The following is a 23,983-nucleotide window of genomic DNA, read 5'->3' on the forward strand; positions in this document are numbered from 1 at the left end:
CCTGTTCAAATACTCAGGCCGCCTCGGTGTGGATATCAATGACCTCACCGGGTTCGCACTCGACGTGCACGGTCATCGGACGACAGCAGACGTAGCAGTCATCGATGGTGTCGTAACTGCCCTGGGAGGTATCGATGGCCATGGTCCACGATTCGCCGCAGTGGGGGCAGGAGATAGAGGCTTCGACGAGCATGGAGAAGTGGCGGGTTTAACGGGGGGTTCGGAAGCGCCAGATGCCGGCCAATAAGCTGCCAATGACCGAGTGGAAGACACTGGAAATGGCACAGGGAACCGCGGTGAGCGGATCGGCGAAGTGCTGACGGGCCAGGACCACGCCCAGTCCGGAATTCTGCATGCCCACTTCGATGGAAATCGTGCGGTGGGTGGTGACATGGCCACCAAAGATTCGAGAGAACAGGTAGCCGAGGGCGAATCCGCCGGCGTGGAGCAGAAATACGGAAAGAAGCAGGGCGGGCCCGGAGCTTTTGACGGCGTCGGCGCTGGCAGCGATGATGCTGGCGCAAATCAGGGTGATGGTCAGCACGGCCACCAAGGGGGCGACGGGCGTGACCCAGCGCACCGCCCGGGGGGTGAAATGATTCAACAGCAGCCCCAGAACCAGCGGCAACAAGACCACTTGGACCGTTGACCAGAACAGTCCGGCGGCATCCACCGGCACGTAGGTTCCGGCCAACATTCGGGTCAGCAGCGGCGTCAGGATGACGGCGAGAAAAGTGGAGCACATGGTCATGAGCACCGAGAGGGCGACGTTCGCACGGGCGAGGTAGGTGACCACGTTCGAGGCGGTCCCTCCGGGACAGCAGGCGACCAGGATGAGTCCCACCGCGAAGGGGACCGGAAGATGCATCAGGTGGGCCACAGCCCATCCCAGGAACGGCATGATGAGGTATTGGGCGGCCACGCCGATGCCGATGTTTTTGGGCATCCGCACGACCTGCTTGAAATCCTCCACCGAGAGCGTGATGCCCATGCCAAGCATGATGATGCCCAGGCCCCAGACCACGAGGGATTGCCCGGCGGGCTTCCATTCAGAAAACCACCGGAACCACTCCGGGTGGACCAGCGCCAGGATGCCACCGGTGGTCACCCAGAGGGGGAAGGTATTGGCGAGCAGGGTGAATAGTCGGGTCGTCATGGTTGCGTCAGGAAACAACACTTCAGCAGGATAGCCTCCGGATGGGAACAAGTGCCGAGCCCTCTCTGGTCTCCAGGGCCTGCAAATCCACCCGGAAGACACGGTTCAGGAGGTCGGTCTGGAGAAGTGCCTCCGGGGCCCCGGTCCAAAGCCTCCTGCCGGCATCCAGAAGGGTGAGGGTGGTGCAATACCGCAGGGCCAGGGAGAGGTCGTGCATGACCACGGTGACGAGACGACCCGGCTCGGTCGCGATCGCCCGGAGCAACTCCATCACCTGTAATTGGTGATAAAGGTCGAGCCCGGCCAGGGGTTCGTCGATGAGGAGCACCCGGGGTTGACCGGCGAGGACCCGGGCGAGAAAAACCCGGGCGCGTTCACCGCCCGAGAGTTCGGTCACGGGGCGGGTGCGCAGGGACCGGGTGTCGGTCTCCTCCAGGGCGCGTTCCACCGCCGCATGGTCATGAGAAAGCAGGGCGCTGGAGCTACCCTGATGGGGAATACGGCCGAGTTCGACCAGGCGTTCCACCGTGAGGGGCCAGTGGCAGGTGCCATTTTGCGGAAGGTAGCCAGCGGTGCGGGCGCGGGTGGCGCGGTCGATCCGGGTCCAGTCGGTGCCATCGAGGGACAGGTTTCCCTCTTGTGGCGGCACCAAGCCGGCCAGAACACGGAGGAGGGTGGTTTTTCCCGCGCCGTTGGGGCCGATCAAACCGTGGAGGCCTCCCGGTGCCAGATGGAAATCGACTTCATGGAGTACGGCCAGCTTTCCAAAGCGGACGGTGAGTCCGGTGGTTTGAAATCCGGTGTTCACGGCAGGGTTTTCCTGAGTTTGAAGATGAGGGCAAAGAAAAAAGGTGCGCCGATGAGCGCGGTCAACACCCCGAGTTTGATCTCCACGTTGGAGGGGGTGGGGATGAGCCGCGAGACGATATCGGCAGCGAGAACCAGAATGGCTCCGCCGAGCGTTGAGGGAAAAAGGAGGCGTCCGGGGTCGTTTTTGGTGAAGGGCCGCAGGAGGTGGGGCACAACGAGTCCGACAAAGGCGATGCTGCCCGCAGCGGCGCAAACCGGCCCGACCGCCAGGGCGGTGCCGAGGATAACACGGAGACGCAGATTGGCGAGACCGATGCCGAGAGTGGCCGCCGTATCGTCACCCAAGGCCAGCGCCTGGAGCCCGCGCCGTGTGCCAAGCAGGAGGAAAAAACCCACGGCGCAGAACGGGGCGGCCAGAGTGATTTGGTTCCAGCCGGTGTCTTTGACCGAACCGAGGAGCCAGAAAACGATTTCCATCACCGCATAAGGATTGGGGGCCAGGTTGAGGGCCAGCGAGGTCAGGGCTGCCGTGAGCGCGGCGATGGCCGACCCGGCGAGCACGAGGGTTTGCACGTCGCCCCCGCGTCCCGCCAACCAGACCACGAGCAGGGTGGTGACGGTGCCGCCCACCAGCGCGGCCACGGGAAGCCCCCAAGGCCAGGCGAGGGTGAATCCGGAATAGATGGCGAGGACCGCGGCCAGCGTGGCTCCTCCAGTGATGCCGAGGATGCCGGCATCGGCCAGGGGATTGCGCGTATATCCCTGCAGCACGGCTCCCGCCAATCCGAGCATGGCCCCGGCCAACAGGGCCAGTGCGGTGCGGGGGGCGCGGATCTCCCAAAGAATGGATTGATAGGCCCCGGCTTCCGGGCCGGAAAGCAGGACGGGCCAGCGCCAGGGGGGAAAAAACACTTCGCCGATTCCGATGGAAAGAACCACCAATCCGGCCAGAAGACCTGTCAGGCCCAGCAAGAGCGTCCGGTTGTGGTGATGGGTGGGCGGATTCATGGCTTGGTCTGCCGCCGGAGATTTTCCGAGACGGATGGCATGAGATGAGTGGCGGAAAGCAGGTCGGCCAGCCGCACCACGTGGATTTCCGCGGCAAGCGAACGCAACGCGGGATGATCGCGCAGTCGCGATGCCAACGTGGGCCGGTCGGTGAGGTAGCGGGTTTCAATGACCGCATCCGGGGGATGGAGGACAAGCGACTCCAGCGAAATGGAACCCGAACCGGAAGGAATCCATCCGGCATCACGGAGTATTTCGCGCATGAGGTGGTCATCGCCATGGTGAAAACCCTGTTGGCCGAGCCAGACGGCGGTGCCGCGCGGAGGGAGATTCGGATCGCGCAGGGCGGCCAATCGGGCATTCATGCGCTCGATGAGGGCTTCTCCTTTTTCAGATTCGCCCACGGCCCGGGCCAGATCGCGGACGGCGGATTCGATTTCGGCGTAACGTTGGGCCAGGAGCACACGGTGGGTGCGGATTCCAGTGCGTTCGATCAATTGCAAGGTGCGATCCTGGCCCCAAGCGGTGCCGACAACGAGGTCGGGTTTGAGGGGCAGAATTTCCTCGGCATGTCCCCGTGTTTTGGGGAATGCCCTGGCTCTCTCGGCGACCGGGGAGGTATCCGGGTCGGAGGCCAGCCAAGAGAGGGCGGTGATTCGTTCAGGTTCAACCAGATCGAGCAGGATGATGTCGGAGACCAGATTGATCGAGACGATATGCCGGGGGCTGGCGGGAGAACCGTGGACGTAAGGCGGTGGACAGAGAACGGTGAGCCAAGTCAGCGGGCAAAGGAATAAACTGCACAGACGTCGCACCCTTGAAGGGTAGAAGTTCGGTCATGGGGATTCAACGCGGGAATTAGGCCCATGGGGGGACAACCTTTCCGCCGAGCCTCCCGGTGGCATAGGGCCCGTTTCTCCAAGAAAATGTAGCGTTCAATCATCAAAGCACACTCATGGGGCCCGATAGGTCAGGCAGCGATTGGTCCAACCGGGCAGCCAACGTTTTTCACCACGCTCCGGGGGGCTGAGAGCGACGCGTTGGGTGAGGACATGAATGGCGGACGCTGAGAATTCATCCAGGGCCGGAGGTCCGGGTTCAGTGCCTTTCATGTTCTGAAGGACTTGCAACAGTCCCCATCCTTTCCCTTGATATCTTTCGCTCGGCTTCACGCCTTCGCCTTTGAAATTGACGTAATCCACCAAAACATAGGCCCCATGGGGATGGGCGGCCACGCGGTTGAACTGCTTCTCCACGGACGCGCGTTCGTTGTCAGGAAGCGAGGCCAGCATCAAGGGGAGGGCGTTTTTCAGACGTTGGGCGGCAAAGCGGGCCTGGAGGCCGACGGTATCCTTGAGGAAGATGCGCAGGCTGGTCATTTTCTCGGAATGTCTGTCGGCTTCAAAGGCCTCGCGCGTCATCCAGGGGCAATCCGGGGTGTCGAGCACCCACTGGGGGATTTTGGCCCCCGACTGGGCGACGAAGGCCAGCAGCTTGGGGAAGCTTTCCTCGAAGGGCCCATCCTGACCGGGTGGATACCAGATGAAATGACCGATGCCGAGGGAGGCGAAGGTTTCCCCCTTGTTCCAGGAAGTGAGGCCCTCGATGGTGCCGCCGCATTCATTCTGCCAGAGCAGGCGGCCGACACGGTCGGCTTCGGCGGAACTCAACTCAAACGCGTGGAGGCCAAAAGAAAGGGGAAGCAGGCACAAGCCCAGGAGCAAGTGGAGGCGATGATTCATGAGAGGGATTGGTTGATGAGTTGGTATTCTTCTGGCGTGCCAAGGTCGTGCCAGCGGCCTTCGTTGATGACCACACCCCGGGGTGGATGACCGTCGCGGATGCATTGCTGCCAGATCGGGATGATGGAGACGATCTCTCCCGGTGGGATGCGGTCGAGCAGCGAGGGTTCGATGAGGTAAATGCCGGTGAACAGGCAAAGGCGCTCGCCGGGTGTGGGTTCGGTGCGGCGAAAATCCGTGATCTTCCCTGCGGTATCGAGGGAGACCTTGCGGGGTTCTCCACTTTGGCGCAGGACGAGGGTGGATTCAGCCGGGTGGGCGGCATGGTGTTCGATCAACTTCGCCAGGGGCAAATCGGTGAGGATGTCGCCGTTGTAAATGAGGAGGGGTTCATCGGGTTCGAGCAGATCCTGGATGTTCTTGATACCGCCGCCGGTTTCGAGGAGCACGGGTTCGTGACGGAAGACGAGGGGAATGCCGCGGTATGTGGCATCGGGGAAGGCTTCCGGCCAGCGCTGGGCTGCGTGGTGGGTGTTGACGAGGATGCGACGGATTCCAGCCTCGATGAGATGATCGAACGCCCGGGTGACCATCGGGCGGCCTCCCAGGGGCAGGAGCGGTTTGGGGCAGTCGGCGGTCCACGGGCGGAGGCGGGTGCCGAGGCCGGCGCCGAGGACAAAGGCGGTGGTGGGTGGTTTCAACATTCCCATCCAACCCATGCACGATGGTTTTGCAAAGCAAACTTCCTTGCGCCATGGTGGACCGCCATGACCCACAGCGAGGAGCAATTGATTGGATGGACGCGGAGCCGGCTGAACTGGGGCGAAAACCGTCCGGTCGACCTGGTGCCCATTTTCAAGGGCGGCTCGGATCGGCGCTTTTTTCGTGTTTTGGCGGGTGAGGACAGTTGCATCCTGATGGCCTATGGTCCCGACAAGGAGGAAAACCAGTATTACGCCCGCATCGGGCAGTTCCTCCACGGCCTCGGGGTGCGTGTTCCGCGGGTCCTGGCCCACGACGCGCCGGAGCGCCTGGCCTGGATGGAAGATTTGGGGCCGGTGGATCTCTTCGCTTTCCGCGAAAAGACCTGGGATGAGCGTCGGGGCCTTTATCTCGACACCCTGCAACAAGTGGCCCGCCTCCATGAACTCGGTCATGCGGCGGCCCGGGACGAAGGTTTGCCCATGATGCCGGGATTCGACGAAAAGCTGTATGCGTGGGAACGGGATTATTTTTACAACGAATTCGTCGGTGGGGCCTGTGGCATCGATCTGACCGCCGCCGACCGCGCGGCCTTGGAGGCGGAATTGCGTCCATTGGCCGAAGCCCTCATCCGCCAGCCGGTGGAATTGGTCCACCGCGATTTCCAATCGCAGAATGTCATGGTCCGGGACCGGCAATGCCACCTGATTGATTTCCAGGGCATGCGCACCGGGACGGGTTTCTACGATCTGGCTTCGCTGCTCTACGACCCCTACGTGGCATTGGCGAAAAACGAACGTGAGGATCTGCTGGCCGATTACCGCGGCATGCGTTCCGGCCTTCCCTCGGGGGATGACTGTCTTCGTCTCCTGCGGGCTGCCGCACTGCAGCGGTTGATGCAGGCCCTGGGGGCCTATGGGTTTCTGGGATTGAAGAAAGAGCGCGCGGTATTTTTGGCGCACATCGCTCCCGCCCTGGCCCGGCTGGGCGAAGTGGTGGGGGGACTCGATGGATTGAAACGCATGCCCGCCTTGCTGGAGCAATGCCGTGAAGCCCGGGGTCTAGCCAACGAGTGATTTTTTAAGGGCTTCCAGTTCTTCCCAGCGGGCGTATTGCCTGGCGATTTCTTCCTGGAGCTTCTTCAATTCCTCCTCGATACGGGGCAGGCTATCGGGGGCTTCCTGGTAGGTTTTGGGGTCGGCCAGTTTTTCTGACAGGGCGTGTTCTTGGTCCTCGAGCTTTTCCAGCAGTTCCTGCATGCCATCGAGTTCCTTCTGTTCGCGGTTGAGGAACTTGCGGGGTTTCTCGCTTTTGCCCTTGGGCTTTTCCGGTTCGGGGGTGCCTGAGGAGGGGGCGGATGTGGCGGGGCCAACGGCATCGCCTGCGGGTAATGCGGCCCGGCGGATCTTCATCTTTTCCCAGTCGGAGTAGCCGCCCGTGACTTCGGTGATGACGCCATCGCCCTCCAGTACCAATGTGCTGGTGACGACTTCGTCAAGGAAGCTGCGGTCGTGCGAGACGAGCAGGAGTGTGCCGCTGAATTCCACCAGGAGGGATTCGAGCAGTTCGAGGGTTTCGGCATCGAGGTCGTTGGTCGGTTCGTCGAGGACGAGCACGTTGGCGGGTTGGAGGAAGAGGCGGGCCAGGAGGAGGCGGTTGCGTTCGCCGCCGGACAGCATTTTGGCGGGCATGCGGGCGCGGTCGGGCGGAAAGAGGAAATCCTGGAGGTAACCATGGATGTGCTTGGACCGGCCCTGGAAGTTGACCATTTCCGCCGAGCCGGCGACGTTCTGGATGACGGTCTTGTTGTCGTCGATCTGGTCGCGGAGCTGGTCGAGGTAAACGACCTGGAGGTTGGTGCCGAGCTTGACCGTGCCGGACTGGGGTTCGAGGCGGCCCAGGAGAATCTGGAGGAGGGTGGTCTTGCCGCTGCCGTTGGCGCCGATGATGCCAATTTTGTCACCTCGCCAGAGGGTGGTGGAAAAGTTTTTCAGGACGGTTTTGGTGGGCCAGGCGAAGGAGACATTCTGGAGGTCGATGACCTTCTGGCCGGAGTTGGGGCCTTCCTGGACCTCCATGCGGGCGGTGCCGGAGCGTTCACGGCGCTGGCTGCGTTCGCGGCGCAGTTGCTCCAGGGCACGGACACGGCCCTCGTTGCGGGTGCGGCGGGCTTTGACCCCTTGGCGGATCCAGGCTTCTTCTTGGGCGAGTTTTTTGTCAAAGAGGGCCCACTGCTTTTCTTCCGCCTCCAGCCAGGCGGCTTTGCGGACGAGGTAGGTGTCGTAGTCGCAGTCCCAGCTTTGCAAGCGCCCGCGGTCGAGTTCGATGATACGGGTGGCGAGCTTGCGCAGGAAGGCGCGGTCGTGGGTGACGAAGAATAGCGTGGTGCGCTGGGCCACGAGGTATTCTTCCAACCAGAGGATGGAGGAAAGGTCGAGGTGGTTGGTGGGTTCGTCGAGCAGGAGCATGTCCGGCTGGCCGGCCAGGGCGCGGGCCAGGAGGGTGCGGCGCTTGAGTCCGCCGGAGAGGGAGGAGAACTCGTCGTAGGCCGGGAGTTGCATCACGTCCATGAGTTGGCCGATGCGGTGGTCGCTTTCCCATTCTTCCTCGTGGCGGTCGGGGCGGAGGCCGGATTGGATGACTGATTCAACGCTGCCGGTGATGTGGTCGGGCACTTCCTGGTCGAGCCGGGTCATGTGCATGGCTGGGGGGCGGATGATTTCGCCCGAATTGGGGGCTTCCTCGCCGGTCAGAATGCGCATGAGGCTGGTTTTGCCCGCGCCATTGCGGCCGAGCAGGCAGACGCGCTCGCCTTCCTGGATACCGAAGTCGACGGCATCGAGGAGGGGCACTGTGCCGTATTGCAGCGTCACGCCTTTGAGTTGGAGGAGGGCCATGGGAGAACCAAACTAGGAGGCGGAGGGCAAACGTCACGGGGAAAGTGCAAGGGTGACAGAGAACGGAAGGCAGAGGGCAGAGGGCGGACCAAATATCACAAAACCCCAAGTGCCAGGAGCGAGAAAGCAGTGACCAATCCTTGCTTGCCGGATGGGGGCTTCGGGGTTACTTTTTTGCCTTCTCGGGACAGATGGCTGAGTGGTCTAAGGCACTCGACTCGAAATCGAGAGACGGGAAACCGTCCGTGGGTTCGACTCCCACTCTGTCCGCGTTTTGCGCGGCCGCCGCAAAGCGGCATCTGCCAAAGAGTCGAACGTAGTCGTTTGCCATTCGCGCAGCGATCGCTCCAAAGGCCGGAGGCCAATCTGCAACGGGGCGGGAGCCCCAGTCCCACTCTGTCCGCCCTCCTTCGCCAAGGCTATGGAGGGTAGGCCTCCTCTTTCCAACAAGGACTCGAACGTAGTCGAGCGCAGGTCACGCCGTGACTGTCTACCAAGGCCGGGCGCCAACCCGCACCGGGGCGGCCCTCCGAAAGAGCGCAGTGCTGATTTCCGATGGCCTTGTGGGATGGGGTGGGTTAGAAAGACCGCATGTTGCAGTTCGGCCTTTTCGGCATACCAGTGCAAATCCAACCGATGTTCTGGCTTTCGGCTTTTCTGCTCGGGGGAGGTCTTTCGATGCAGGGTCCCAAGGGATGGATTCCGGTATTCATCTGGACGGTGGCCATGCTGGTTTCGGTTCTGGTCCATGAAATGGGCCATGCCGGCGCTTCGCGGATGTTCGGCGGCCGCCCGGCGGTGGTCTTGCATGGGTTGGGTGGGGTGACCTCGTTGGGGTTGGGGGAAGTGGGTCGTTGGCGGCATCTCTGGATCAGTGCCGCGGGTCCGGCCGCCGGCCTGGGCTTGGCGGCAGGGGTTGCTTTGCTGGCCTGGATGACCCATGGGCGTTCCCCGGTACTGGATGCATGGGTGGTGGACATGCTCTGGATCAATGTGGTCTGGAGTCTTTTCAACCTCCTGCCCATTCTTCCGATGGACGGCGGCCAGATCTTGCGCGATCTTGTCGGCATGAAGCACCACCGGGCTTGCTGCATCTTGGGCGGCGTGTTGGCCGTCCTGCTCGGGGTTTGGGCGGTGCTGAGCGGGCAGTACGTTCTGGCCATCATCACCTTGCTGCTGGCCATGGGAAATTTCAAGGGCTCGACCCAATTGGAGGGCGGTGTCCACCGTTGAATGAGGAATCCAACATCATGAACGCATCCGACCAAGACCCCGTGCAGAAACGATTGATGGAACTGGAAGCGGAAATCGCCCGCTTGAAGTCCGCTCCCGCCGCTGCTGTTTCCGCTGCCCCCCCGCCTTTGCCCCCCATACCGGTGCCCTCATCGCCCCAGTCCACTTCGGCGGTTCCGCCACCATTGCCCAACTCGAACGGCGGGCAAAAGGAGTCGGGTCCGGCGGACCGGTTCTCCACTCTTTTGAGCCTGGAAAACATCCTCAGCAAGCTGGGCATTGCCCTGCTCATTGTGGGGGTCATTTATCTGTTGAAGATTTCCATCGACCGGGGCTGGTTCACGCCCGAGGTGCGACTGGCACTGGGTTTGGGCCTGGCCACGGGGTTGATCATCGGCGGGCTCCGGCTCCTGGGTCGCCGGGCGGTCCTGGGCCAGGTCTTCTGTGGGGGGGCGCTGGCGATCTACTACGCCTGCTTCTACTCAGCCGAGCAGTTCTACCACCTGATCAAGCCGACCCCGGCCTTCCTCGCCATGTTGGCGGTGACCGTCGGGGGTTATGTGCTTTCGCTCTATCGCAAAGTACCCTCGCCTGCGGTGATCGCCCTCCTGGGCGGCTTGGCTTCACCGTTCCTCCTCGGCAACCACGATCTCGCGGTGGTGCCGGTGGGGGTTTACACCCTGGTCTTGCTTGTCGGCGCGGCGGCAGTTTTTTGGTCACTGGGATGGGCCAGCGTCTGGTGGTCCGGTCTCCTGGGCGGGGCATTCATCCTCCACTCCCTAACAAATCATTTCTCAACTTCTTCACCCGGACGCCAGATCGACCAGGTCGTTCTTTCAGCGGCATTTCTGCTTTGGTGGGCGATGTTCGCCGTAACGGGGCTGGCCCGTTTGATTTGGAAGGGGGACCAGTCCCCCGGGTTGCGCAGTGGCCTGCTGGTGGCGGCCTTCCTCATTCCGGTCCTCGGCTTGACCGGGTTGATTGAAACGTGGGATTTGCCCAAGGCCCAGGCCGGTCTTGTGGTTTTGCTTGCCGCTCTGGCCTACGCCCTCCTGTCGGTTTCGCTTGCCGCGCATCCATTGCACCAGCGCGCGCACCGGCTGGCGTCGCTGCTGCTGGGCGTATTGGGACTGATCCTCGTCCTGCAAGGGGATGCCGGCTTCTTGGTGGTGACTGCGCTCTCGGTGGTATTGCTGGAAGCCTACCGCCGCACCAAGGAAACGATTCTGCAAGTCTTTGGACATCTGGCTTCGGCGATCATGGCGGTGTGGTTGCTGGTGCGGTTGTGTGAAGATGCCACTCGTCCGATGATGGTGCGTCCGGAGGCCTTGGCCGACATCGCCGCGGTGGCCGCCCTCTTCTCCGTCTGGTTCCGGCATCCCGCCGCGGCTTGGCGTGGGGTGTATTGGATTGCGGCGACGGTCTTCGCGCTGTGTTGGTTCGGACGCGAGGCGAGTGTCCTGGACAACCGGCTGGCATGGATCACGCTCTTCTGGGGTCTTTACGCTCTGGTGTTGATCGTCGCCTCGGTGGTGCGGTGGAATGTCTGGGTGCGGCGCACGGGCCTGGCCATGTTGCTGGTGGTGGTGGTGAAGATGGTTTTGGTGGACCTCGGCCAGCTCCCTTCGGAGTGGCGGGTGGTGCTGTTCATCGGCTTCGGATTGTTGATGCTGGCCATCAGCTACCTGTTGCCGCGGATCGCACCCGATTGGAACAAGGGGGCCCCGGGCGAAGGTCCGTCTCCCATGAAGGAGAAGGAGACGGAGACCACGCCCCCTGCGGCTCCCGGCAACACCCAGGAACCGCCGCCTCTACCCTAGGCCCAAACTCCAGGCCCTAACACCCAAGCCACGACCTGGGGCCTGGGGCGGGTTCAAATACCCGCCCAGTGCCGGCCTTCGCGCCAGTCCGGTTCCCCATAGGCATTGAGAGCCACCAGAGCCCAGTAAAACAAAGGCAGCACCAGGCCGATGCCGAAGGTGGCGAAACTGACCAAGGCGGTCGCCCAAAGGACGAGGGGAACTCCGACAAAGCACAACGCCAGACCGACGCGGTAATGTCCCTTGTAGATGTGGCCCAAGCCGGGGATGATGCTGAGCACGGCTGCCAGACGATTGCGCCCGCCACGATGAAAGAATTCCGTCGTGCGAGAGGGGATCGGGGTTTCGTTCGTTTTCATACGATTTTCACCTCCTTTCCGCGCTTGATGGGGAAATGCTCTGGTTGATGACACCCGTGCACAACCCCGGAACGCCTGAGGCCTTTATAACATGTTCCTTTTGCCATGAACAGTATTTTCGCGGACTATTCCGGCCCATCGGTAAAGCTTCCGCATTGATTTTGACACCGGATGGCCGGTCAGCACAATGCCCTCTCCATGAAGACCTACGAAGACCTCCTCCGCCATGTTTGGGAGAATGGTTCCGTCCGGCGAGACCGCACCGGCGTCGGCACCCGTTCGGTCTTTGGAGCCCAGTTGCGCTTCGACCTGCGGGAGTCGTTTCCCCTGGTCACGACGAAAAAAGTTCATCTCAAGTCGATCATTTACGAATTGCTCTGGTTCCTGCGCGGCGACACCAATGTGCGCTGGTTGCAGGAAAAGGGTGTCAGCATTTGGGACGAATGGGCGGATGAGAACGGGGATCTCGGCCCGGTTTACGGCAAACAATGGGTTCGCTGGGAAAAATCCGACGGCACTAGCATCAACCAGATCCGCGAGGTCGTGGAGACGCTCCAGAAAGACCCATGGAGTCGCCGTCTCTTGGTATGTGCCTGGAATCCGGGCGAATTGAAACAGATGGCCCTGACCCCGTGCCATGCCCTTTTCCAGTTTTATGCCGATCCCGCACGGGGCGAGTTGAGCTGCCAGTTGTACCAACGCAGTGCGGATGTTTTCCTGGGCGTCCCTTTCAACATCGCCTCTTACGCCCTGCTGACGCTCATGGTGGCCCAAGTGACCGGCCTCAAGCCCGGCGAGTTCGTCCACAGCTTCGGGGATGCCCACATCTACCTCAACCACGAGGAAGCCGTGCGGACCCAGCTGGCCCGCGAGCCCCGGCCTTTCCCGCGCATGAACTTGAATCCCGCGGTGAAAGACCTCTTTGCCTTCCAATACGAGGACTTCCAACTCCTCGATTACGACCCGCACCCGGGCATCAAGGCCCCCATCGCCGTCTGACGTGAAACCGCGCCTCATCGCCATCGCCGCCATGGATGAAGCCAGAGGCATCGGCAAGGACGGGGTCCTGCCCTGGAAGATTCCCGGGGAATTGAAATTCTTCAAAGAGACCACCACCGGACACGCCATACTTTTTGGCAGGACCACCTACGAGGGCATCGGACGCCCGCTGCCCAACCGGGAAAATCTCGTCCTCAGCCGCAGCCTGAAGCCGGTGGAAGGCATCCGCATCCTGCGGCGTCTGGAAGATCTTGAGGATTGCGGGCTTCCGCTGGTCTATGTCTGCGGTGGCACCGAGGTTTACCGCCAGTTGCTGCCGCGTTGTGAGGCCCTGTACCTGACCCGGGTGGCGGGCACATACCCGGCCGATGCCTGGTTTCCGCCTTTTGAAAACGATTTTGAGTTTGTCACCGTGCAGGAGGAAACCCCGGCCTATCGCCGTGAAAAATACCTGCGCCGTGTTTTTGTATAGCGACTTGTCCCGCTGATCGGTGTCATCGCGGTTGGTTGCTGCCCCTTCCGGTTTGAGGAGGAACAGCCGGTTACCTCCGCCATGGACTGGAGAAGTCCGCAGCGGAAATGAACCCGGATCGATGATCAACGGCAGGGAGGTTATTTGCGGTGTTCGATGGCATTTCCGGCCACGACACCCACGGCACCACCCGCGGCGGCTCCGGCGGCGGCCCCAGCCACGGCACCGATCGGACCCGCAACCATGGCCCCTGCGGCACCCAGCGCGGCCGCTCCAACCATGGCCCCCGTGGTCATGCCCAGGACATCCTGCCGCATGTTGCGTGAACCGTTGGGATTGAAGGTGGCGTGGAACTGGTTGAAAACATCAATGACCGGACCGGAATCTTCAACTTCATAGACCGCGACAAACACGTTGCCCTCGCGCACCACCTTGTTGTGATAAAGGGCCTGGCATTCCGAAATCCCACGGGCAAGCAGCAGGCTGGTGTAGGTGTCCTCGGCTTCTTCATCGTTCAGTTTGACGATGATCTGGATGTTGCTGGGTGAAATGTTCAAGTCGTGGAGCGCCGCCACGGCTTTGTCGGCTTGTTCCTGGCTGGAAAAGATGCCGCCGATGATCTGGGAAGTGTTGGTTTGATTGATGGTTTCAGGCATAGATTTTAGGGGTCGTTGGATGGTTTGAGTTTCGTGGGTGGTTCCATGTGGACAAACCATCCCGTTCAATGGGGATGATGGATGGTGCCGATCAATCCACCATGGGGTGATCACCTAACCGATATAACCCGAAAGCCCCCGCAGGAAGGTAGGGCAACACCTTATATCAGGACGCTGCCGGCCGGTCATCATGGTCGGATGAAGACTCAACTTTCCCTGCCAACCGGAGCACCAACATGTCGCTGATTTCCCTCGTTCTAACCCTGATTGTCGTCGGCGTTCTGCTCTGGCTGGTGAACAACTACATTCCGATGGATGGCAAAATCAAAAGCATCCTCAATGGCGTGGTCGTCATCTGCGTGGTGGTCTGGCTGCTCTATGCCTTCGGGATTCTCGGCAGCGCCGGACAGATCCGCGTTCCGCAGGTCCGCTGAGCCGGGCAGGCTATTGCCTTTTCAAACAGATAGGGCTTGGCCTATCCGGGGAAGGTGCAATGTCAATCCTGCTTTACGGAAAAGCTCGGTGGCTGCGGACGAATCGATGACGATGTAGGGGAAGGTGTCGTAGTGCACACCGACGACAACCTTGGTGCCGACCCATTCCGCCGCACGGATGGCATCGCCCGGCCCCATGGTGAAGTTGTCGCCGATGCAGAACACGGCAAAATCCAACGCGGTGGTCTCGCCCACCAACTTCATGTCGTAGGTGAGGGCGGTGTCGCCGCTGTAATAGAAATTCCCTTCCTCCGATTCGATGACGAATCCGGCGGGGTTGCCCGCATAGGTGCCGTCCGGGAAGCTGCTGGAATGGACGGCGGCGACCATCTTGACCCGGCCGAAGGGGAGGGTTTTGGTTCCGCCATGGTTCATCGGGTGGGTGTTTGCGACGCCCTGGGCGTTGAGCCAGGCGCAGACTTCCCAGTTCGCCACCACCAGGGCGCCGGTGCGCCGGGCGATTTCCACCGCGTCGGCGATGTGGTCGGCGTGGCCGTGGGAGATGAATAGGAAATCCGCCCGGATGTCCTCGACCTTGACCCCTGCGGCGAGGGGATTCGGGCGGATGAAGGGATCGAAGAGCAGGTGCTTGCCCGCGGTTTCAACGGAAAAACAGGAGTGGCCGAAGGAGGTCAGTTTCATGCGGGCATTGTGGAACAAAAAATCCACCTGTCCAACAAGACCGGTTCAACCATCAAATTCACTTGAACCACCAAGACTCAAAGACACCAGGATGATGAACAGATCGAAAAGCCGATTTTTAGGGGTACCTGAAGGGCGAGCATTTTTTGCGATAAAAAACCAATCAGATCTCCTTTGAGACTTGGAGTCTTAGTGGTTAATCAACTGCATCGTTCCAGCTTAGAGCCTATCCGGATAGGCTCAGGGCTTCTTCTGCGGGATGAGGCCCTTCTTTTCCAGTTTGTCCAGCTTGGGGGCGATGACGACCATGTTGTAGGGGTTCCGCATCCCCACGTTGGAGTAGTAGTCCTGGTGGTATTTTTCCGCAGGGTAGTAGGTTTTGAGCGGGACGATCTCGGTCACGATGGGCGACTTGAATTTGGCCTGCGCGGCCGCCTTGGAGGCTTCGGCTTCTTTTTGCTCGGCCTCGTTGCCGAAGAGGATGATGGAACGGTATTGGGGGCCGGAATCGGCGCCTTGGCGGTTCAAGGTGGTGGGGTCGTGGGCTTCCCAAAAGAGATCCAGGATCTTGCGATAGCTGATCTTGGCCGGGTCGTAGGTCAGGCGCACCACTTCGGCATGGCCGCCGTGTCCGGAACTGACTTCCTCGTAGGTGGGATTCACCGAGGTGCCACCGGCATAGCCGGATTCGGCGGAGAGGATGCCGGGCACGCGCTCATAGACGGCTTCGACGCACCAGAAGCAACCGCCGCCGATGACGGCTTGGGCTTGGGCCGGGGTGGGGGATGGACTGGTTGAGGAAGGGGCTGGGGTGGAGGCTGGGATGGGGGTGTTCATAAAAACGGAGAAGCTGAGTGTCAGGGCAAGGGTGGCCAGGGTTGAGCGACGGTTCATGAAGTTGGGAGTCGGCAGGGGCGGTTCTATTCCAAGGCGTTCTTGCCAGAACAACGATTTACCTCATGATTGTAGCATGAAATCGACAATGCGCGCGTGCCTTTATCCCGGTCTTTTCATCGTCTTGGCCGCCTGTTCCGGCCCCGGGGCGACCCACCAGACCAGCACCCCGCCGCCGCCCGTGCCTGCATCCACCGGATCGTCCCAGCCGGTGATTTATGACTCGCCCGGCGGCAGTTCCGCGCAGCCCGACAAGCTGCCCCTGCCCGCCGCCAACACATCTTCACCCACACCTTCGACTGCCCCAGCTTCAGCGGCCCCTTCGTCCGTCATTTCCTACACCGTGCTGCCGGGGGATTCCCTCTGGAAAATCGCCAACAAGCACCAGACCCGGGTCGCGCTCATCCGCGAAGCCAATCAATTGAAGGATGACATCATCCGCCCCGGCCAGGTCTTGCAGGTTCCCATTCCTTGAAAGCCCCGGCATTCGGGGTTTACATCGGCATCGACTATTCCGGCGCCGGATTGCCGGACTCGCCACAAAAAGGCATCCGCGTCTTCCAGGCCCGGGGCTCCGGCCCGGCCGTCGAAGTCCGCCCCCAGCCGCCCCCACGCGCCTGGTCCAGAAACGCCCTGCGTGCCTGGATCGACGAACAATTGGACACGGGGCCACGTTGCTTGATCGGCATCGACCATGCCTTCGGTTTTCCTCTGCCCGTTCTGAAAGCGCATGGCTTGAGCACCTACCGGCAGTTCCTCGACTTCGCCGTCAAACGGTGGCCCACCGACCGCAAAGGCGTGGCCGAGGCGCGAATCGACAAACCGACGCCGCCCGCCCGCGAAGGCTACCGCCTGTGCGATCGCTGGACGGCCTCGTCCAAGAGCCTCTTCCTCTTCGGAGTTCCCGGCAGCGTGGCCAGCTCGACCCTGGGCGGATTGCCCGGCTTGCAGGCACTGGGTCGGCGAAAAGACGTCCACCTCTGGCCCTTCGACGGCTGGGAGCCTGCGGACAACGGGCGGCATGTCGTGGCCGAGGTCTATCCTTCGCTTTGGCGGAGACGATTCGATCCGGGGGAAGCGGGCAAGCATTGGACCGGTGACCAACGCGACGCCTGGACCGTGGCCCGGTGGTTGCAACGGGCCGATCACCGGAGTTACCTGACTTCTTACTGGCGACCTCCGCTCTCGCCGGAGGAAAGCCGACAGGCCAGGCGGGAAGGCTGGATCCTCGGCGAGGTGTGACCGTTGCGCCGTAACGGATTCAATTCCTTAACCACAAAGACTCCAAGTCTCAAAGGAAATCCGCTTGGTTTTGACCAAAAAATCCACTCATCGCTCGGGTATTTGAAAAACGTCTCTGCCTCGCTCCCAATCTTGGTGTCTTGGGGTCTTGGTGGTTCAAAGGCATTTCCGGATAAGCTCTCATTTTTTGAACAGTTCAAGCGTTGGGGCGTGGGTTTTACGAGGGAAACACCTCTAAAGCTTTTACCTTCGGCCCCTTGTTGCGCTGGGAAAGCGGGGTGCGATTCTTGACCCGGAATCGGCTTCGACGACAATGCAGGCAATTCCAATGGAATGGCCGAGTTGAAGTGATGAAGCTTTCTCTTTTTTGTTTGGCCGCGTTGGCCGGGCTGGGGGTTTCCTGCAGTTCCGGGGCCAGTGCCGTGCGCAAGACGGTGGAATTCACCCACACCCAGGATGTGGGGTTTGGGAACGAAGTCTGTGTGATCGGCCCGCACCCGGACTTGGGTGGTGGGAACGTGCTCAAGGCCCCGAAGCTGGCTTGGAACCCGGGCAATGTCTGGCGGGGCTCGGTGGCGGTGGAAGCCGGGGAGACCCTGGCCTACAAGTTCATCTCACGACCCTATTCCACCGCCAATTGGGGCAACAGCGGTCTCTCGACCGATTTGACGGGCAACCTCAGTGTCCATGTTCCCCCACACCCCGCCCCACCCTGGGGTATGAAGTCGGTCTTTTTGCTCAGTTCCTGGAGTGAGGCCATCATCCTCTACCGCGACACCACCCACAATGGTTCCTGGACCGAAGCGGTCATGACCGCCGTCGGCCCCGGACGGACACCCACGGAAACCTGTTACCGCGTCGATGGACTGGCGCCCAGTGGGGCCGAACTGGAGTTTGTCTTCCGCAACGCCGCCAACACCTACCTCAATGCCCCAGCGCCGCCCGCGGCCACGCCCTATCAGGGACTCACCGGACCCTACAATTTCCGCACCACGCTGGATGTCCTTTTCGTCCAGGACCAACAGGTCTTCAACTACCGTCCGCCCGCCAGCCCCAGCGCCCCCACCATCGGCAACCGCACGGTTTCCTCGACCGTGGCCAACATCCCGGGACGGCCGATTGCGATCTACCTGCCCCGGGGCTACACGCAAAACACCGGGAAACGCTACCCCGTGGTCTACTTCCACGATGGACAGAACGTCTTCTTTCCCGGCGGTCCGTTCGGCACCTGGGATGCCGACCGCATCGCCACCTACGAGATCTCCCAAGGAAGGATGCGCGAGGCCATCCTGGTCGCCATTCCCAACGGCAATGCCTACGGCTCGGACCGCCTCTACGAATATCTTCCCAATGGCGATACCATCACCGGTTACGGCGGGGGAACGACGGTCTTCGATGGACGGGCCAACGGCTACCTCCAATTCCTCCTCGACAACGTCGCGCCCACCCTGGATGTCAACTACCGGACCCTGGGCGATGCGGCCAACACCTTCGTGGCCGGTTCCTCCATGGGCGGACTGGTCTCAGACTACATCGGCCAGACCCGCAGCGACCGATTCGGCGGGGTGGGGATCTTTTCGCCCGCCTATTGGGCCGCCCCCAATTACGTGGCGGTCCGTGACAACTACGCCGGTCCACGGCGGCCGGTGCGGCGCTACCTTTCCATGGGTACGGCCGAGTCGAGCACGGGCGAATCCAGTTCCAATGTCTACTGGCAGGGGTCGTTGCAGGCCTACAGCACCTACCTGCGGCAGGGGCATCCGGTCGGGGGCGAATTGAAATTTGACGGAGCCGCCGGGGGGACGCACAGCGAATCGGCCTGGGCCCGCAATCTTCCTTCGTTTTATGCCTTCCTGCTCGATCCCTGGCGCGAGGCCCAGCCGCTGACCTTGGAATCCCATCCGCCCAAACTGGAAATGCGGGGACTGGATGCTGCGACCGGGCAGGCCACCTTGCGATTCACGGCACGGTTCGGTTTGAAGCACCTGATTCAGAGCAGCAGCCAACTGGGCGCCAACGCGACGTGGACAGAAGGCAGCGTCGATCCTGCGGTGGCGTTTTGGGAAGAACGGGAAGTGATGGCCGATCCCCCGGCCGCCAATGCCACGCGCGCCTTCTGGCGGCAAGTCGTCACGCCTTGAGCGCGTACCGGTTATATTAGAAATAGTCTTCTGTTCGGGGGTGGAGCGGGCTCTCCGAGCACGCTGGTTTCTTTGGATGGGCTCTAAGGCAAGCGCGCCCCGAGGTCCCGCTCCACCTTGGGAACCACCCTGTTTTTTATCAAAAGACCATTGGCTCTAGAACAGTGGCAAGGAACTGCCGCCCAACCCTTGATTGTATAACCAAGGCCCGTATGGCCTTGAATGCAAATGGCTGTCTCGGTAGCCGGGGAATCCTTTACCCAGAGTGCTCAATACGACTTCGCCCAAACCGCGCGTTGTTGGCTCGGCTTGCCGGTGAAGGGACAGGTGCCCGGGCCGTCGTGGTCGAAGGGGAGGCAACGGATGGTCACCTTCAAGTCGTTCTTGATCTGTTCTTCCACCGCCGCCTCACCGCACCAGTGGGTCAGGGCGAAACCCCCGTGGATCTCCGGCTTGTCGGCGTTCTTGGGCGTGAAGTAGGCGTAGAATTCTTCTTTGCTGTCGATCTTGCGCGTGTGCTCGTTGCGGAAGGTGAGTGCGCGCTGGTAAAGGGCGTCCTGGATTTCCCCCAGGATGGCCGGGACGGCGGCGATGAAGTCGCCCGTGGGGTAGGACTTCTTGTCCTTGGGGCCCTGGTCGCGGCGGGCGGTGAAGACGGTTCCGGCGGCCAGATCGCGGGGCCCGATCTCCACCCGGAGCGGCACGCCCTTCTTGATCCAGTCCCAGGTCTTGGTGCCGCCCTGCTTGTCGCGCTTGTCCACCCGCACGCGCACCTTTTCCCCGGCAAACTCCACCTTGGCCAAGGCGGCGGCGAGTTGCTCGCAGGCTTCCAACACGGCGGCTTTGGTGTCGTCCTTGGGGGTGACCGGAAGGATGACCACCTGTGCCGGGGCGACCTTCGGCGGCAACACCACGCCGTCGTCGTCGGCATGGGCCATGATGAGGGTGCCGATGAGGCGGGTGCTCACGCCCCAGCTGGTGGTGTGGGCGAATTGTTCCTTGTTGTCGCGGCCGAGGAACTTGATCCCGGCGGCCTGGGCGAAGTTCTGGCCGAGGTCGTGCGAGGTTCCGGCCTGGACGGCCTTGCGGTCCTGGACCATGGCCTCGATGCAGAGGGTGCGGTTGGCCCCGGGGAAACGTTCGCTTTCGCTTTTCTCGCCCGTCAGGACGGGCAGGGCCAGGTATTCGCGGGCAAAGGTTTCATAGACCCCGAGCATCTTCTCGGTTTCGATTCTGGCCTCTTCGGCGGTTTCGTGGGCGGTGTGGCCTTCCTGCCAGAGGAATTCCGCCGTGCGGAGGAAGAGGCGGGGGCGCATCTCCCAGCGGACGACATTGGCCCACTGGTTGATGAGGCTGGGGAGGTCGCGGTAGGACTGGACCCAGCGGGCATAGGCGGCGCCGATGATCGTTTCCGAGGTGGGTCGGACGATGAGCGGCTCGGCCAGTTCTCCCGCAGGGATGAGCTTGCCGCCCGGCCCGGCCTCGAGGCGGTGGTGGGTGACCACGGCGCATTCCTTGGCGAAACCCTCGACGTGGGCCGCTTCTTTTTCCAGGTAGCTCAGGGGGATGAAGAGGGGGAAATAGGCGTTTTCGTGGCCGGTTTCCTTGAACATGCGGTCGAGGGGTTGCTGGATGCGTTCCCACAGGCCGTAGCCCCAGGGCTTGATGACCATGCAGCCGCGGACTTCGGAATTTTCCGCCAGTTCGGCTGCGGCGACGACTTGTTGGTACCATTCGGGGAAATCATCCTGCCGGGTGGGCTGGATGGCGGAGGTGGGTGTGGCCATAAGGGCTTGAAAAATACGCGGTCCAAAGGGAAAGGCACGTTGAAAATGGAACAGAAGCGAACGAAGATGACAGAGCAAGGCAATGAATGATGAATCAGACCAAGCAACCGGTTGCGATGGAAAGCAGGGGACGATCCGCGTGAAAGGTCGCATGAGCCGTCTTGCTTTGGGTGCTGTCCTGCCCTCCCTGGCGATATGGTCACTCGTGCTGGTTTGGCTGAGTCGCGGGGACTCTCCCGGAAGGGCTGTGCTGCGCCTGACGGTTGATCTGCGGAAGCTTCAGGAACAGGCCGAAGTAGGGGAGGTGATCGACGCCTGGCGCGGGGTGCCGGTGCGGAACAACGGGATTCCCTACGACCGCAGCGTGGGCTCGCACCATTCGCCCTCGGGGTATTACTACGGCCGGCAGTGGCAGTGCGTGGAGTTTGTGAAGCGGTTTTACTTCGATGCCAGGGGCCACGCCATGCCCGATGTGATGGGGCACGCCAGGGAGTTTTACGACCCGGCCGTCCCTTCCGGGGAAATCAACGCCAAGCGCGGCATGCGACAGTTTGCCAACGGCGGTTCAGAGCCGCCCCGGTTGGACGACCTGATGGTGTGGACCGAGGGGAGCTACGGCCATGTCGCCGTGGTGTGCAAGGTGGGCGCGGACTTCGTCGAAGTGGTGCAACAGAACGTCCGCCAGGGAAGCCGGCAGCGTTTCAGGCTGGTGCGATCAGGGGAAACAACCCCCACCGTGCGGGTCGAGGGTCCGCGCGACCCGGCCGGCTGGCTGCGAGTGACCGGTCCGGAAAAGTAGAAGGACTTGGATTTGATAAGCCTGCCAGTTGATCAAGAATCAGGCGCGGACTCCGTGCGAATTCGATGATGATTCAGTCGAAGTCCGCGCATCAGCCGCACCGCTTATTGCGGGGTTGGCTGGTTTGTCCGTATTGGCCTTCGGCCAATCCACGGAAGGAAAGGTCTTCATCGAGCTCCGGCCAGTGCAGACCAAAGGGGGAAATCTCAATAGTATTCAATTGCTCCGGTGTGCCAGCTGACAATCGGGGGTTGCCTGCGATAGGAAAACGGATTTCCACGCCACTTTCCATGACGACCACGATATATCCCTCTGCATAAGCAGCTGACTTAGCCCTGTCGAGTAATGTGCTCATTCCACTTTTTGAGTATGTCTTCCTTATGGGATTCTGCAAGTTCTTGCGCCTTGGATAACTCCTTCACTTTCAGGCCGATGGATTCCCTAAGCGCGATCTGATCCTCCAGGACAAAAACAGCCTCCCCTCCGCCATATCTCACATGGACATGAATAGGCAGGTGGTCATTGCTGTAGAAGAAAAACCGATACCCGTCTTGCTCGAAAATCAAAGGCATGAAACAGTTTATTAGGAGTGTCGGCAACAGTCCATACTTCTAGTCGGGACGATCGTGAGAAACGATGCCAGCCGTGCGGCATTCCTCAGTCAGTCATTCAACTGCCAATGCGCACCCATATACGCGTCCCATTCGGCCGAATTGAATCGAAGGCGCCCAGCGACGGGTGAGAAAGCGAATTCCCCGCATAAGATCCGCTGTCCGACAAGGTAAAGGTCCACCCGGACAAATCCAATGTTTTGAGAAAGAACTGAGGCGATTCCAAGCATCTTGTCCAAACACTTGGGCTTTTCGATGTCAGTCTCACGAAAGGCCTCGCGGTAGTTCAAGTCGGTCTTGGACCAACCAGGATCATAGAATGGGTTGATGCCGTGCACCCGGTTGTCAACTTGGATCAGCAAGGGTTTGCCGTTGAAACACCAGAAGCGGTAGTCGAGGGGACCGGACGGCTGTCCGTCCTCCAGATACTCTTCCACCAGAACACGCGGTTTAATATGGGCGTATTGTGCCTCGCGCGAGGCCCAGTAGTAGTTTTCGGCCAGCTTGCGGCGCACCCGGTGAACCACCTCGTCTCGATCCATTTTGTCCTCTGCATCGAGCACCAAGGCGCTGCCACAGTCATGATTTGTTTTGACCACACACTTCTTCGGCATTTTTTCAAACGGCAACTTCCCCGGATCCGACCCATGCCAGAGCAATGGTACAAGGTACTCGGAACCGACCCGTTTTCGGATGTATTCCCTCGCGGCGTACTTGTCCGCCAACTGAGCAAACAGAGGATTGTGCCGACGGTGCAGGTTGAGCATGCGACGGCATAGCTTTTCCGTAAATGTGGTGACGTTCTTGCTGTCGAAACGGTAGCCGTGGATTTGTTCAAAGACCGCGAGAATATGAGCCTGACCTTCCCATCGCCGAAGCGCCCATCTCCTGAGGAGGCCCACCTGCTGAATCCACGACATGATCAGGATCTCCTTTGTGGGTGATGCAAAAAGGATGAAAGCGCATGGTACATGGTTCTGCCTCGGAGCAGATTAGCTCTGTCGAGCGGCCTCTGTCCCCATCTTTTTTCCTTCCACTTGTGCGGATGTGTTTAATTGAAGCGTCGCATCATTCCCGGACGGCACCCAAGATCGTGGTGGCGGTGGCGCGGGAGTTGTGCGGCTTTATCTGGTGCCTGATGGAGGAAATGAACCGCAGAGAGGCAGCGGGACAAGCAGGAGGGCCGATGGTCAACCCGCGATGACGTTCGGTAAGGACGCGGGGTAACCCCCGCTCCATTTACGATCCGAGAGTGCGGATAGGGCCGAGGTGAAAAAAAGGAATCTGCGGATAGGTGGGGAGCGATCCCCACAACCCGCGCATATCAGCCTAAGAGCCTATCCGGATAACCCGCGTGACCCGCGCTGGAGATCAAAAAGCCGTCCGGCGAGGCGCGAGGAGGGAGCAGGTATGAAATATACCCGTGACCGACGAGCAACAAAGCGGGGCGGCTTTTTGGCCCCAGCCCAGAGGGTGATGGCGGCACCTGCCCACCCCCTTCGTCGTCTCTTCCTTGCGT

The 23,983-nt window shown here is 61.1% G+C and carries 26 protein-coding genes and 1 tRNA gene; 11 read left to right on the forward strand and 16 right to left on the reverse strand.

Features of this window, described 5'->3' with window-relative positions; all coding sequences use genetic code 11:
- Nucleotides 1–13: 13 nt before the first annotated feature.
- The 7 genes from SFU85_01420 to SFU85_01450 form a co-directional block, all read right to left on the reverse strand.
- The gene (locus tag SFU85_01420) at nt 14–193 is read right to left on the reverse strand and encodes a CPXCG motif-containing cysteine-rich protein (protein ID MDX6765429.1); all 180 of its coding nucleotides are present in this window, start codon (nt 191–193) and stop codon (nt 14–16) included.
- A 15-nt stretch (nt 194–208) separates the two neighbouring features.
- Complete coding sequence (locus SFU85_01425) at nt 209–1,156, reverse strand: bile acid:sodium symporter family protein (protein ID MDX6765430.1); 948 nt, start codon at nt 1,154–1,156, stop codon at nt 209–211.
- A 22-nt stretch (nt 1,157–1,178) separates the two neighbouring features.
- Nucleotides 1,179–1,964, reverse strand: coding sequence for an ABC transporter ATP-binding protein (locus SFU85_01430; protein MDX6765431.1), 786 nt, complete (start codon nt 1,962–1,964; stop codon nt 1,179–1,181).
- Entirely contained in the window at nt 1,961–2,974 is a 1,014-nt protein-coding gene (locus tag SFU85_01435) for an iron ABC transporter permease (protein MDX6765432.1), read from the reverse strand. Before SFU85_01435 ends, SFU85_01430 begins: the two co-directional genes overlap by 4 nt.
- Nucleotides 2,971–3,789: an ABC transporter substrate-binding protein gene (locus SFU85_01440; protein ID MDX6765433.1), complete on the reverse strand. Its 819-nt coding sequence runs from the start codon at nt 3,787–3,789 to the stop codon at nt 2,971–2,973. The genes SFU85_01435 and SFU85_01440 overlap by 4 nt, the downstream gene beginning before the upstream one ends.
- A gap of 138 nt (nt 3,790–3,927) precedes the next feature.
- Entirely contained in the window at nt 3,928–4,716 is a 789-nt protein-coding gene (locus SFU85_01445) for a hypothetical protein (GenBank protein MDX6765434.1), read from the reverse strand.
- Complete coding sequence (locus tag SFU85_01450; protein ID MDX6765435.1) at nt 4,713–5,420, reverse strand: nucleotidyltransferase family protein; 708 nt, start codon at nt 5,418–5,420, stop codon at nt 4,713–4,715. The genes SFU85_01445 and SFU85_01450 overlap by 4 nt, the downstream gene beginning before the upstream one ends.
- Nucleotides 5,421–5,483: 63 nt before the next feature.
- Here SFU85_01450 and SFU85_01455 point away from each other — a divergent pair, with 63 nt between their 5' ends.
- A complete protein-coding gene (locus SFU85_01455; protein MDX6765436.1) occupies nt 5,484–6,494 on the forward strand; it encodes a phosphotransferase in 1,011 nt (336 codons plus the stop codon).
- On the opposite strand, the gene SFU85_01460 is transcribed toward SFU85_01455, so the two are convergent.
- Nucleotides 6,480–8,315, reverse strand: a complete 1,836-nt coding sequence (locus tag SFU85_01460; protein MDX6765437.1) for an ATP-binding cassette domain-containing protein — start codon at nt 8,313–8,315, stop codon at nt 6,480–6,482. The genes SFU85_01455 and SFU85_01460 overlap by 15 nt on opposite strands.
- 185 nt (nt 8,316–8,500) lie before the next feature.
- Here SFU85_01460 and SFU85_01465 point away from each other — a divergent pair.
- The 3 genes from SFU85_01465 to SFU85_01475 all read left to right on the forward strand — a co-directional run bounded on the left by SFU85_01465 (nt 8,501) and on the right by SFU85_01475 (nt 11,368).
- Nucleotides 8,501–8,585, forward strand: a tRNA-Ser gene (locus tag SFU85_01465).
- Between the two features lie 321 nt (nt 8,586–8,906).
- Nucleotides 8,907–9,548, forward strand: a complete 642-nt coding sequence (locus SFU85_01470) for a site-2 protease family protein (protein MDX6765438.1) — start codon at nt 8,907–8,909, stop codon at nt 9,546–9,548.
- Between the two features lie 17 nt (nt 9,549–9,565).
- The gene (locus SFU85_01475) at nt 9,566–11,368 is read left to right on the forward strand and encodes a DUF2339 domain-containing protein (GenBank protein MDX6765439.1); all 1,803 of its coding nucleotides are present in this window, start codon (nt 9,566–9,568) and stop codon (nt 11,366–11,368) included.
- Nucleotides 11,369–11,421: 53 nt separating this feature from the next.
- Here the strand turns inward: SFU85_01475 and SFU85_01480 are convergent, their stop codons facing one another.
- A complete protein-coding gene (locus tag SFU85_01480; protein MDX6765440.1) occupies nt 11,422–11,727 on the reverse strand; it encodes a hypothetical protein in 306 nt (101 codons plus the stop codon).
- 198 nt (nt 11,728–11,925) lie between these two features.
- Between SFU85_01480 and SFU85_01485 the strand changes: the two genes are divergently transcribed.
- Both SFU85_01485 and SFU85_01490 read left to right on the forward strand, forming a co-directional pair.
- The gene (locus SFU85_01485; GenBank protein ID MDX6765441.1) at nt 11,926–12,726 is read left to right on the forward strand and encodes a thymidylate synthase; all 801 of its coding nucleotides are present in this window, start codon (nt 11,926–11,928) and stop codon (nt 12,724–12,726) included.
- A gap of 1 nt (nt 12,727) precedes the next feature.
- The gene (locus tag SFU85_01490) at nt 12,728–13,198 is read left to right on the forward strand and encodes a dihydrofolate reductase (protein ID MDX6765442.1); all 471 of its coding nucleotides are present in this window, start codon (nt 12,728–12,730) and stop codon (nt 13,196–13,198) included.
- Nucleotides 13,199–13,338: 140 nt separating this feature from the next.
- Here the strand turns inward: SFU85_01490 and SFU85_01495 are convergent, their stop codons facing one another.
- The gene (locus tag SFU85_01495; GenBank protein ID MDX6765443.1) at nt 13,339–13,854 is read right to left on the reverse strand and encodes a hypothetical protein; all 516 of its coding nucleotides are present in this window, start codon (nt 13,852–13,854) and stop codon (nt 13,339–13,341) included.
- Nucleotides 13,855–14,090: 236 nt separating this feature from the next.
- Here SFU85_01495 and SFU85_01500 point away from each other — a divergent pair, with 236 nt between their 5' ends.
- Nucleotides 14,091–14,288 carry a Thivi_2564 family membrane protein gene (locus SFU85_01500; protein ID MDX6765444.1) on the forward strand — a complete coding sequence of 66 codons (198 nt, stop codon included), beginning with the start codon at nt 14,091–14,093 and terminating at the stop codon, nt 14,286–14,288.
- Between the two features lie 21 nt (nt 14,289–14,309).
- Here the strand turns inward: SFU85_01500 and SFU85_01505 are convergent, their stop codons facing one another.
- Together SFU85_01505 and msrA are read right to left on the reverse strand one after the other, a co-directional pair.
- Nucleotides 14,310–14,990 (reverse strand): metal-dependent hydrolase, encoded by a 681-nt coding sequence (locus SFU85_01505; protein ID MDX6765445.1) that lies wholly within the window; start codon nt 14,988–14,990, stop codon nt 14,310–14,312.
- A 240-nt stretch (nt 14,991–15,230) separates the two neighbouring features.
- On the reverse strand, nt 15,231–15,884 hold the full coding sequence (msrA, locus tag SFU85_01510) for a peptide-methionine (S)-S-oxide reductase MsrA (GenBank protein ID MDX6765446.1): 654 nt from the start codon (nt 15,882–15,884) through the stop codon (nt 15,231–15,233).
- 76 nt (nt 15,885–15,960) lie between these two features.
- Between msrA and SFU85_01515 the strand changes: the two genes are divergently transcribed.
- From SFU85_01515 to SFU85_01525, 3 genes are all read left to right on the forward strand, one after another.
- Nucleotides 15,961–16,359: a LysM peptidoglycan-binding domain-containing protein gene (locus SFU85_01515; protein ID MDX6765447.1), complete on the forward strand. Its 399-nt coding sequence runs from the start codon at nt 15,961–15,963 to the stop codon at nt 16,357–16,359.
- Entirely contained in the window at nt 16,356–17,126 is a 771-nt protein-coding gene (locus SFU85_01520; protein MDX6765448.1) for a hypothetical protein, read from the forward strand. The genes SFU85_01515 and SFU85_01520 overlap by 4 nt, the downstream gene beginning before the upstream one ends.
- A gap of 350 nt (nt 17,127–17,476) precedes the next feature.
- Nucleotides 17,477–19,267, forward strand: coding sequence for an alpha/beta hydrolase-fold protein (locus tag SFU85_01525; protein ID MDX6765449.1), 1,791 nt, complete (start codon nt 17,477–17,479; stop codon nt 19,265–19,267).
- Nucleotides 19,268–19,536: 269 nt separating this feature from the next.
- Here SFU85_01525 and proS read toward each other — a convergent pair whose 3' ends face one another.
- Entirely contained in the window at nt 19,537–21,054 is a 1,518-nt protein-coding gene (gene proS / locus SFU85_01530) for a proline--tRNA ligase (protein MDX6765450.1), read from the reverse strand.
- A 151-nt stretch (nt 21,055–21,205) separates the two neighbouring features.
- Between proS and SFU85_01535 the strand changes: the two genes are divergently transcribed.
- The gene (locus SFU85_01535) at nt 21,206–21,853 is read left to right on the forward strand and encodes a CHAP domain-containing protein (GenBank protein ID MDX6765451.1); all 648 of its coding nucleotides are present in this window, start codon (nt 21,206–21,208) and stop codon (nt 21,851–21,853) included.
- Between the two features lie 91 nt (nt 21,854–21,944).
- Here SFU85_01535 and SFU85_01540 read toward each other — a convergent pair whose 3' ends face one another.
- The 3 genes from SFU85_01540 to SFU85_01550 form a co-directional block, all read right to left on the reverse strand.
- On the reverse strand, nt 21,945–22,208 hold the full coding sequence (locus tag SFU85_01540; GenBank protein ID MDX6765452.1) for a DUF2442 domain-containing protein: 264 nt from the start codon (nt 22,206–22,208) through the stop codon (nt 21,945–21,947).
- On the reverse strand, nt 22,183–22,425 hold the full coding sequence (locus SFU85_01545) for a DUF4160 domain-containing protein (GenBank protein ID MDX6765453.1): 243 nt from the start codon (nt 22,423–22,425) through the stop codon (nt 22,183–22,185). Before SFU85_01545 ends, SFU85_01540 begins: the two co-directional genes overlap by 26 nt.
- An 89-nt stretch (nt 22,426–22,514) precedes the next feature.
- Nucleotides 22,515–23,366: an ATP-grasp fold amidoligase family protein gene (locus tag SFU85_01550; GenBank protein ID MDX6765454.1), complete on the reverse strand. Its 852-nt coding sequence runs from the start codon at nt 23,364–23,366 to the stop codon at nt 22,515–22,517.
- Nucleotides 23,367–23,983: the final 617 nt, after the last annotated feature.

The sequence above is a fragment of the Candidatus Methylacidiphilales bacterium genome (genome assembly GCA_033875315.1).
Taxonomy (GTDB): Bacteria; Verrucomicrobiota; Verrucomicrobiia; order Methylacidiphilales; family CAZTYG01; genus JANRJG01.

Bases quoted from the DNA above. Each gene is read 5' to 3' on its own strand.
- SFU85_01505 (MDX6765445.1), bottom strand. From the start codon at position 14,990: ATGAAACTGACCTCCTTCGGCCACTCCTGTTTTTCCGTTGAAACCGCG.
- SFU85_01460 (MDX6765437.1), bottom strand. From the start codon at position 8,315: ATGGCCCTCCTCCAACTCAAAGGCGTGACGCTGCAATACGGCACAGTG.
- SFU85_01450 (MDX6765435.1), bottom strand. From the start codon at position 5,420: ATGTTGAAACCACCCACCACCGCCTTTGTCCTCGGCGCCGGCCTCGGC.
- SFU85_01535 (MDX6765451.1), top strand. From the start codon at position 21,206: ATGAGCCGTCTTGCTTTGGGTGCTGTCCTGCCCTCCCTGGCGATATGG.
- msrA (MDX6765446.1), bottom strand. From the start codon at position 15,884: ATGAACCGTCGCTCAACCCTGGCCACCCTTGCCCTGACACTCAGCTTC.
- SFU85_01425 (MDX6765430.1), bottom strand. From the start codon at position 1,156: ATGACGACCCGACTATTCACCCTGCTCGCCAATACCTTCCCCCTCTGG.
- SFU85_01485 (MDX6765441.1), top strand. From the start codon at position 11,926: ATGAAGACCTACGAAGACCTCCTCCGCCATGTTTGGGAGAATGGTTCC.
- SFU85_01455 (MDX6765436.1), top strand. From the start codon at position 5,484: ATGACCCACAGCGAGGAGCAATTGATTGGATGGACGCGGAGCCGGCTG.
- SFU85_01500 (MDX6765444.1), top strand. From the start codon at position 14,091: ATGTCGCTGATTTCCCTCGTTCTAACCCTGATTGTCGTCGGCGTTCTG.
- SFU85_01470 (MDX6765438.1), top strand. From the start codon at position 8,907: ATGTTGCAGTTCGGCCTTTTCGGCATACCAGTGCAAATCCAACCGATG.
- SFU85_01480 (MDX6765440.1), bottom strand. From the start codon at position 11,727: ATGAAAACGAACGAAACCCCGATCCCCTCTCGCACGACGGAATTCTTT.
- SFU85_01475 (MDX6765439.1), top strand. From the start codon at position 9,566: ATGAACGCATCCGACCAAGACCCCGTGCAGAAACGATTGATGGAACTG.
- SFU85_01420 (MDX6765429.1), bottom strand. From the start codon at position 193: ATGCTCGTCGAAGCCTCTATCTCCTGCCCCCACTGCGGCGAATCGTGG.
- SFU85_01545 (MDX6765453.1), bottom strand. From the start codon at position 22,425: ATGCCTTTGATTTTCGAGCAAGACGGGTATCGGTTTTTCTTCTACAGC.
- SFU85_01525 (MDX6765449.1), top strand. From the start codon at position 17,477: ATGAAGCTTTCTCTTTTTTGTTTGGCCGCGTTGGCCGGGCTGGGGGTT.
- SFU85_01435 (MDX6765432.1), bottom strand. From the start codon at position 2,974: ATGAATCCGCCCACCCATCACCACAACCGGACGCTCTTGCTGGGCCTG.
- SFU85_01495 (MDX6765443.1), bottom strand. From the start codon at position 13,854: ATGCCTGAAACCATCAATCAAACCAACACTTCCCAGATCATCGGCGGC.
- SFU85_01540 (MDX6765452.1), bottom strand. From the start codon at position 22,208: ATGAGCACATTACTCGACAGGGCTAAGTCAGCTGCTTATGCAGAGGGA.
- proS (MDX6765450.1), bottom strand. From the start codon at position 21,054: ATGGCCACACCCACCTCCGCCATCCAGCCCACCCGGCAGGATGATTTC.
- SFU85_01445 (MDX6765434.1), bottom strand. From the start codon at position 4,716: ATGAATCATCGCCTCCACTTGCTCCTGGGCTTGTGCCTGCTTCCCCTT.
- SFU85_01515 (MDX6765447.1), top strand. From the start codon at position 15,961: ATGAAATCGACAATGCGCGCGTGCCTTTATCCCGGTCTTTTCATCGTC.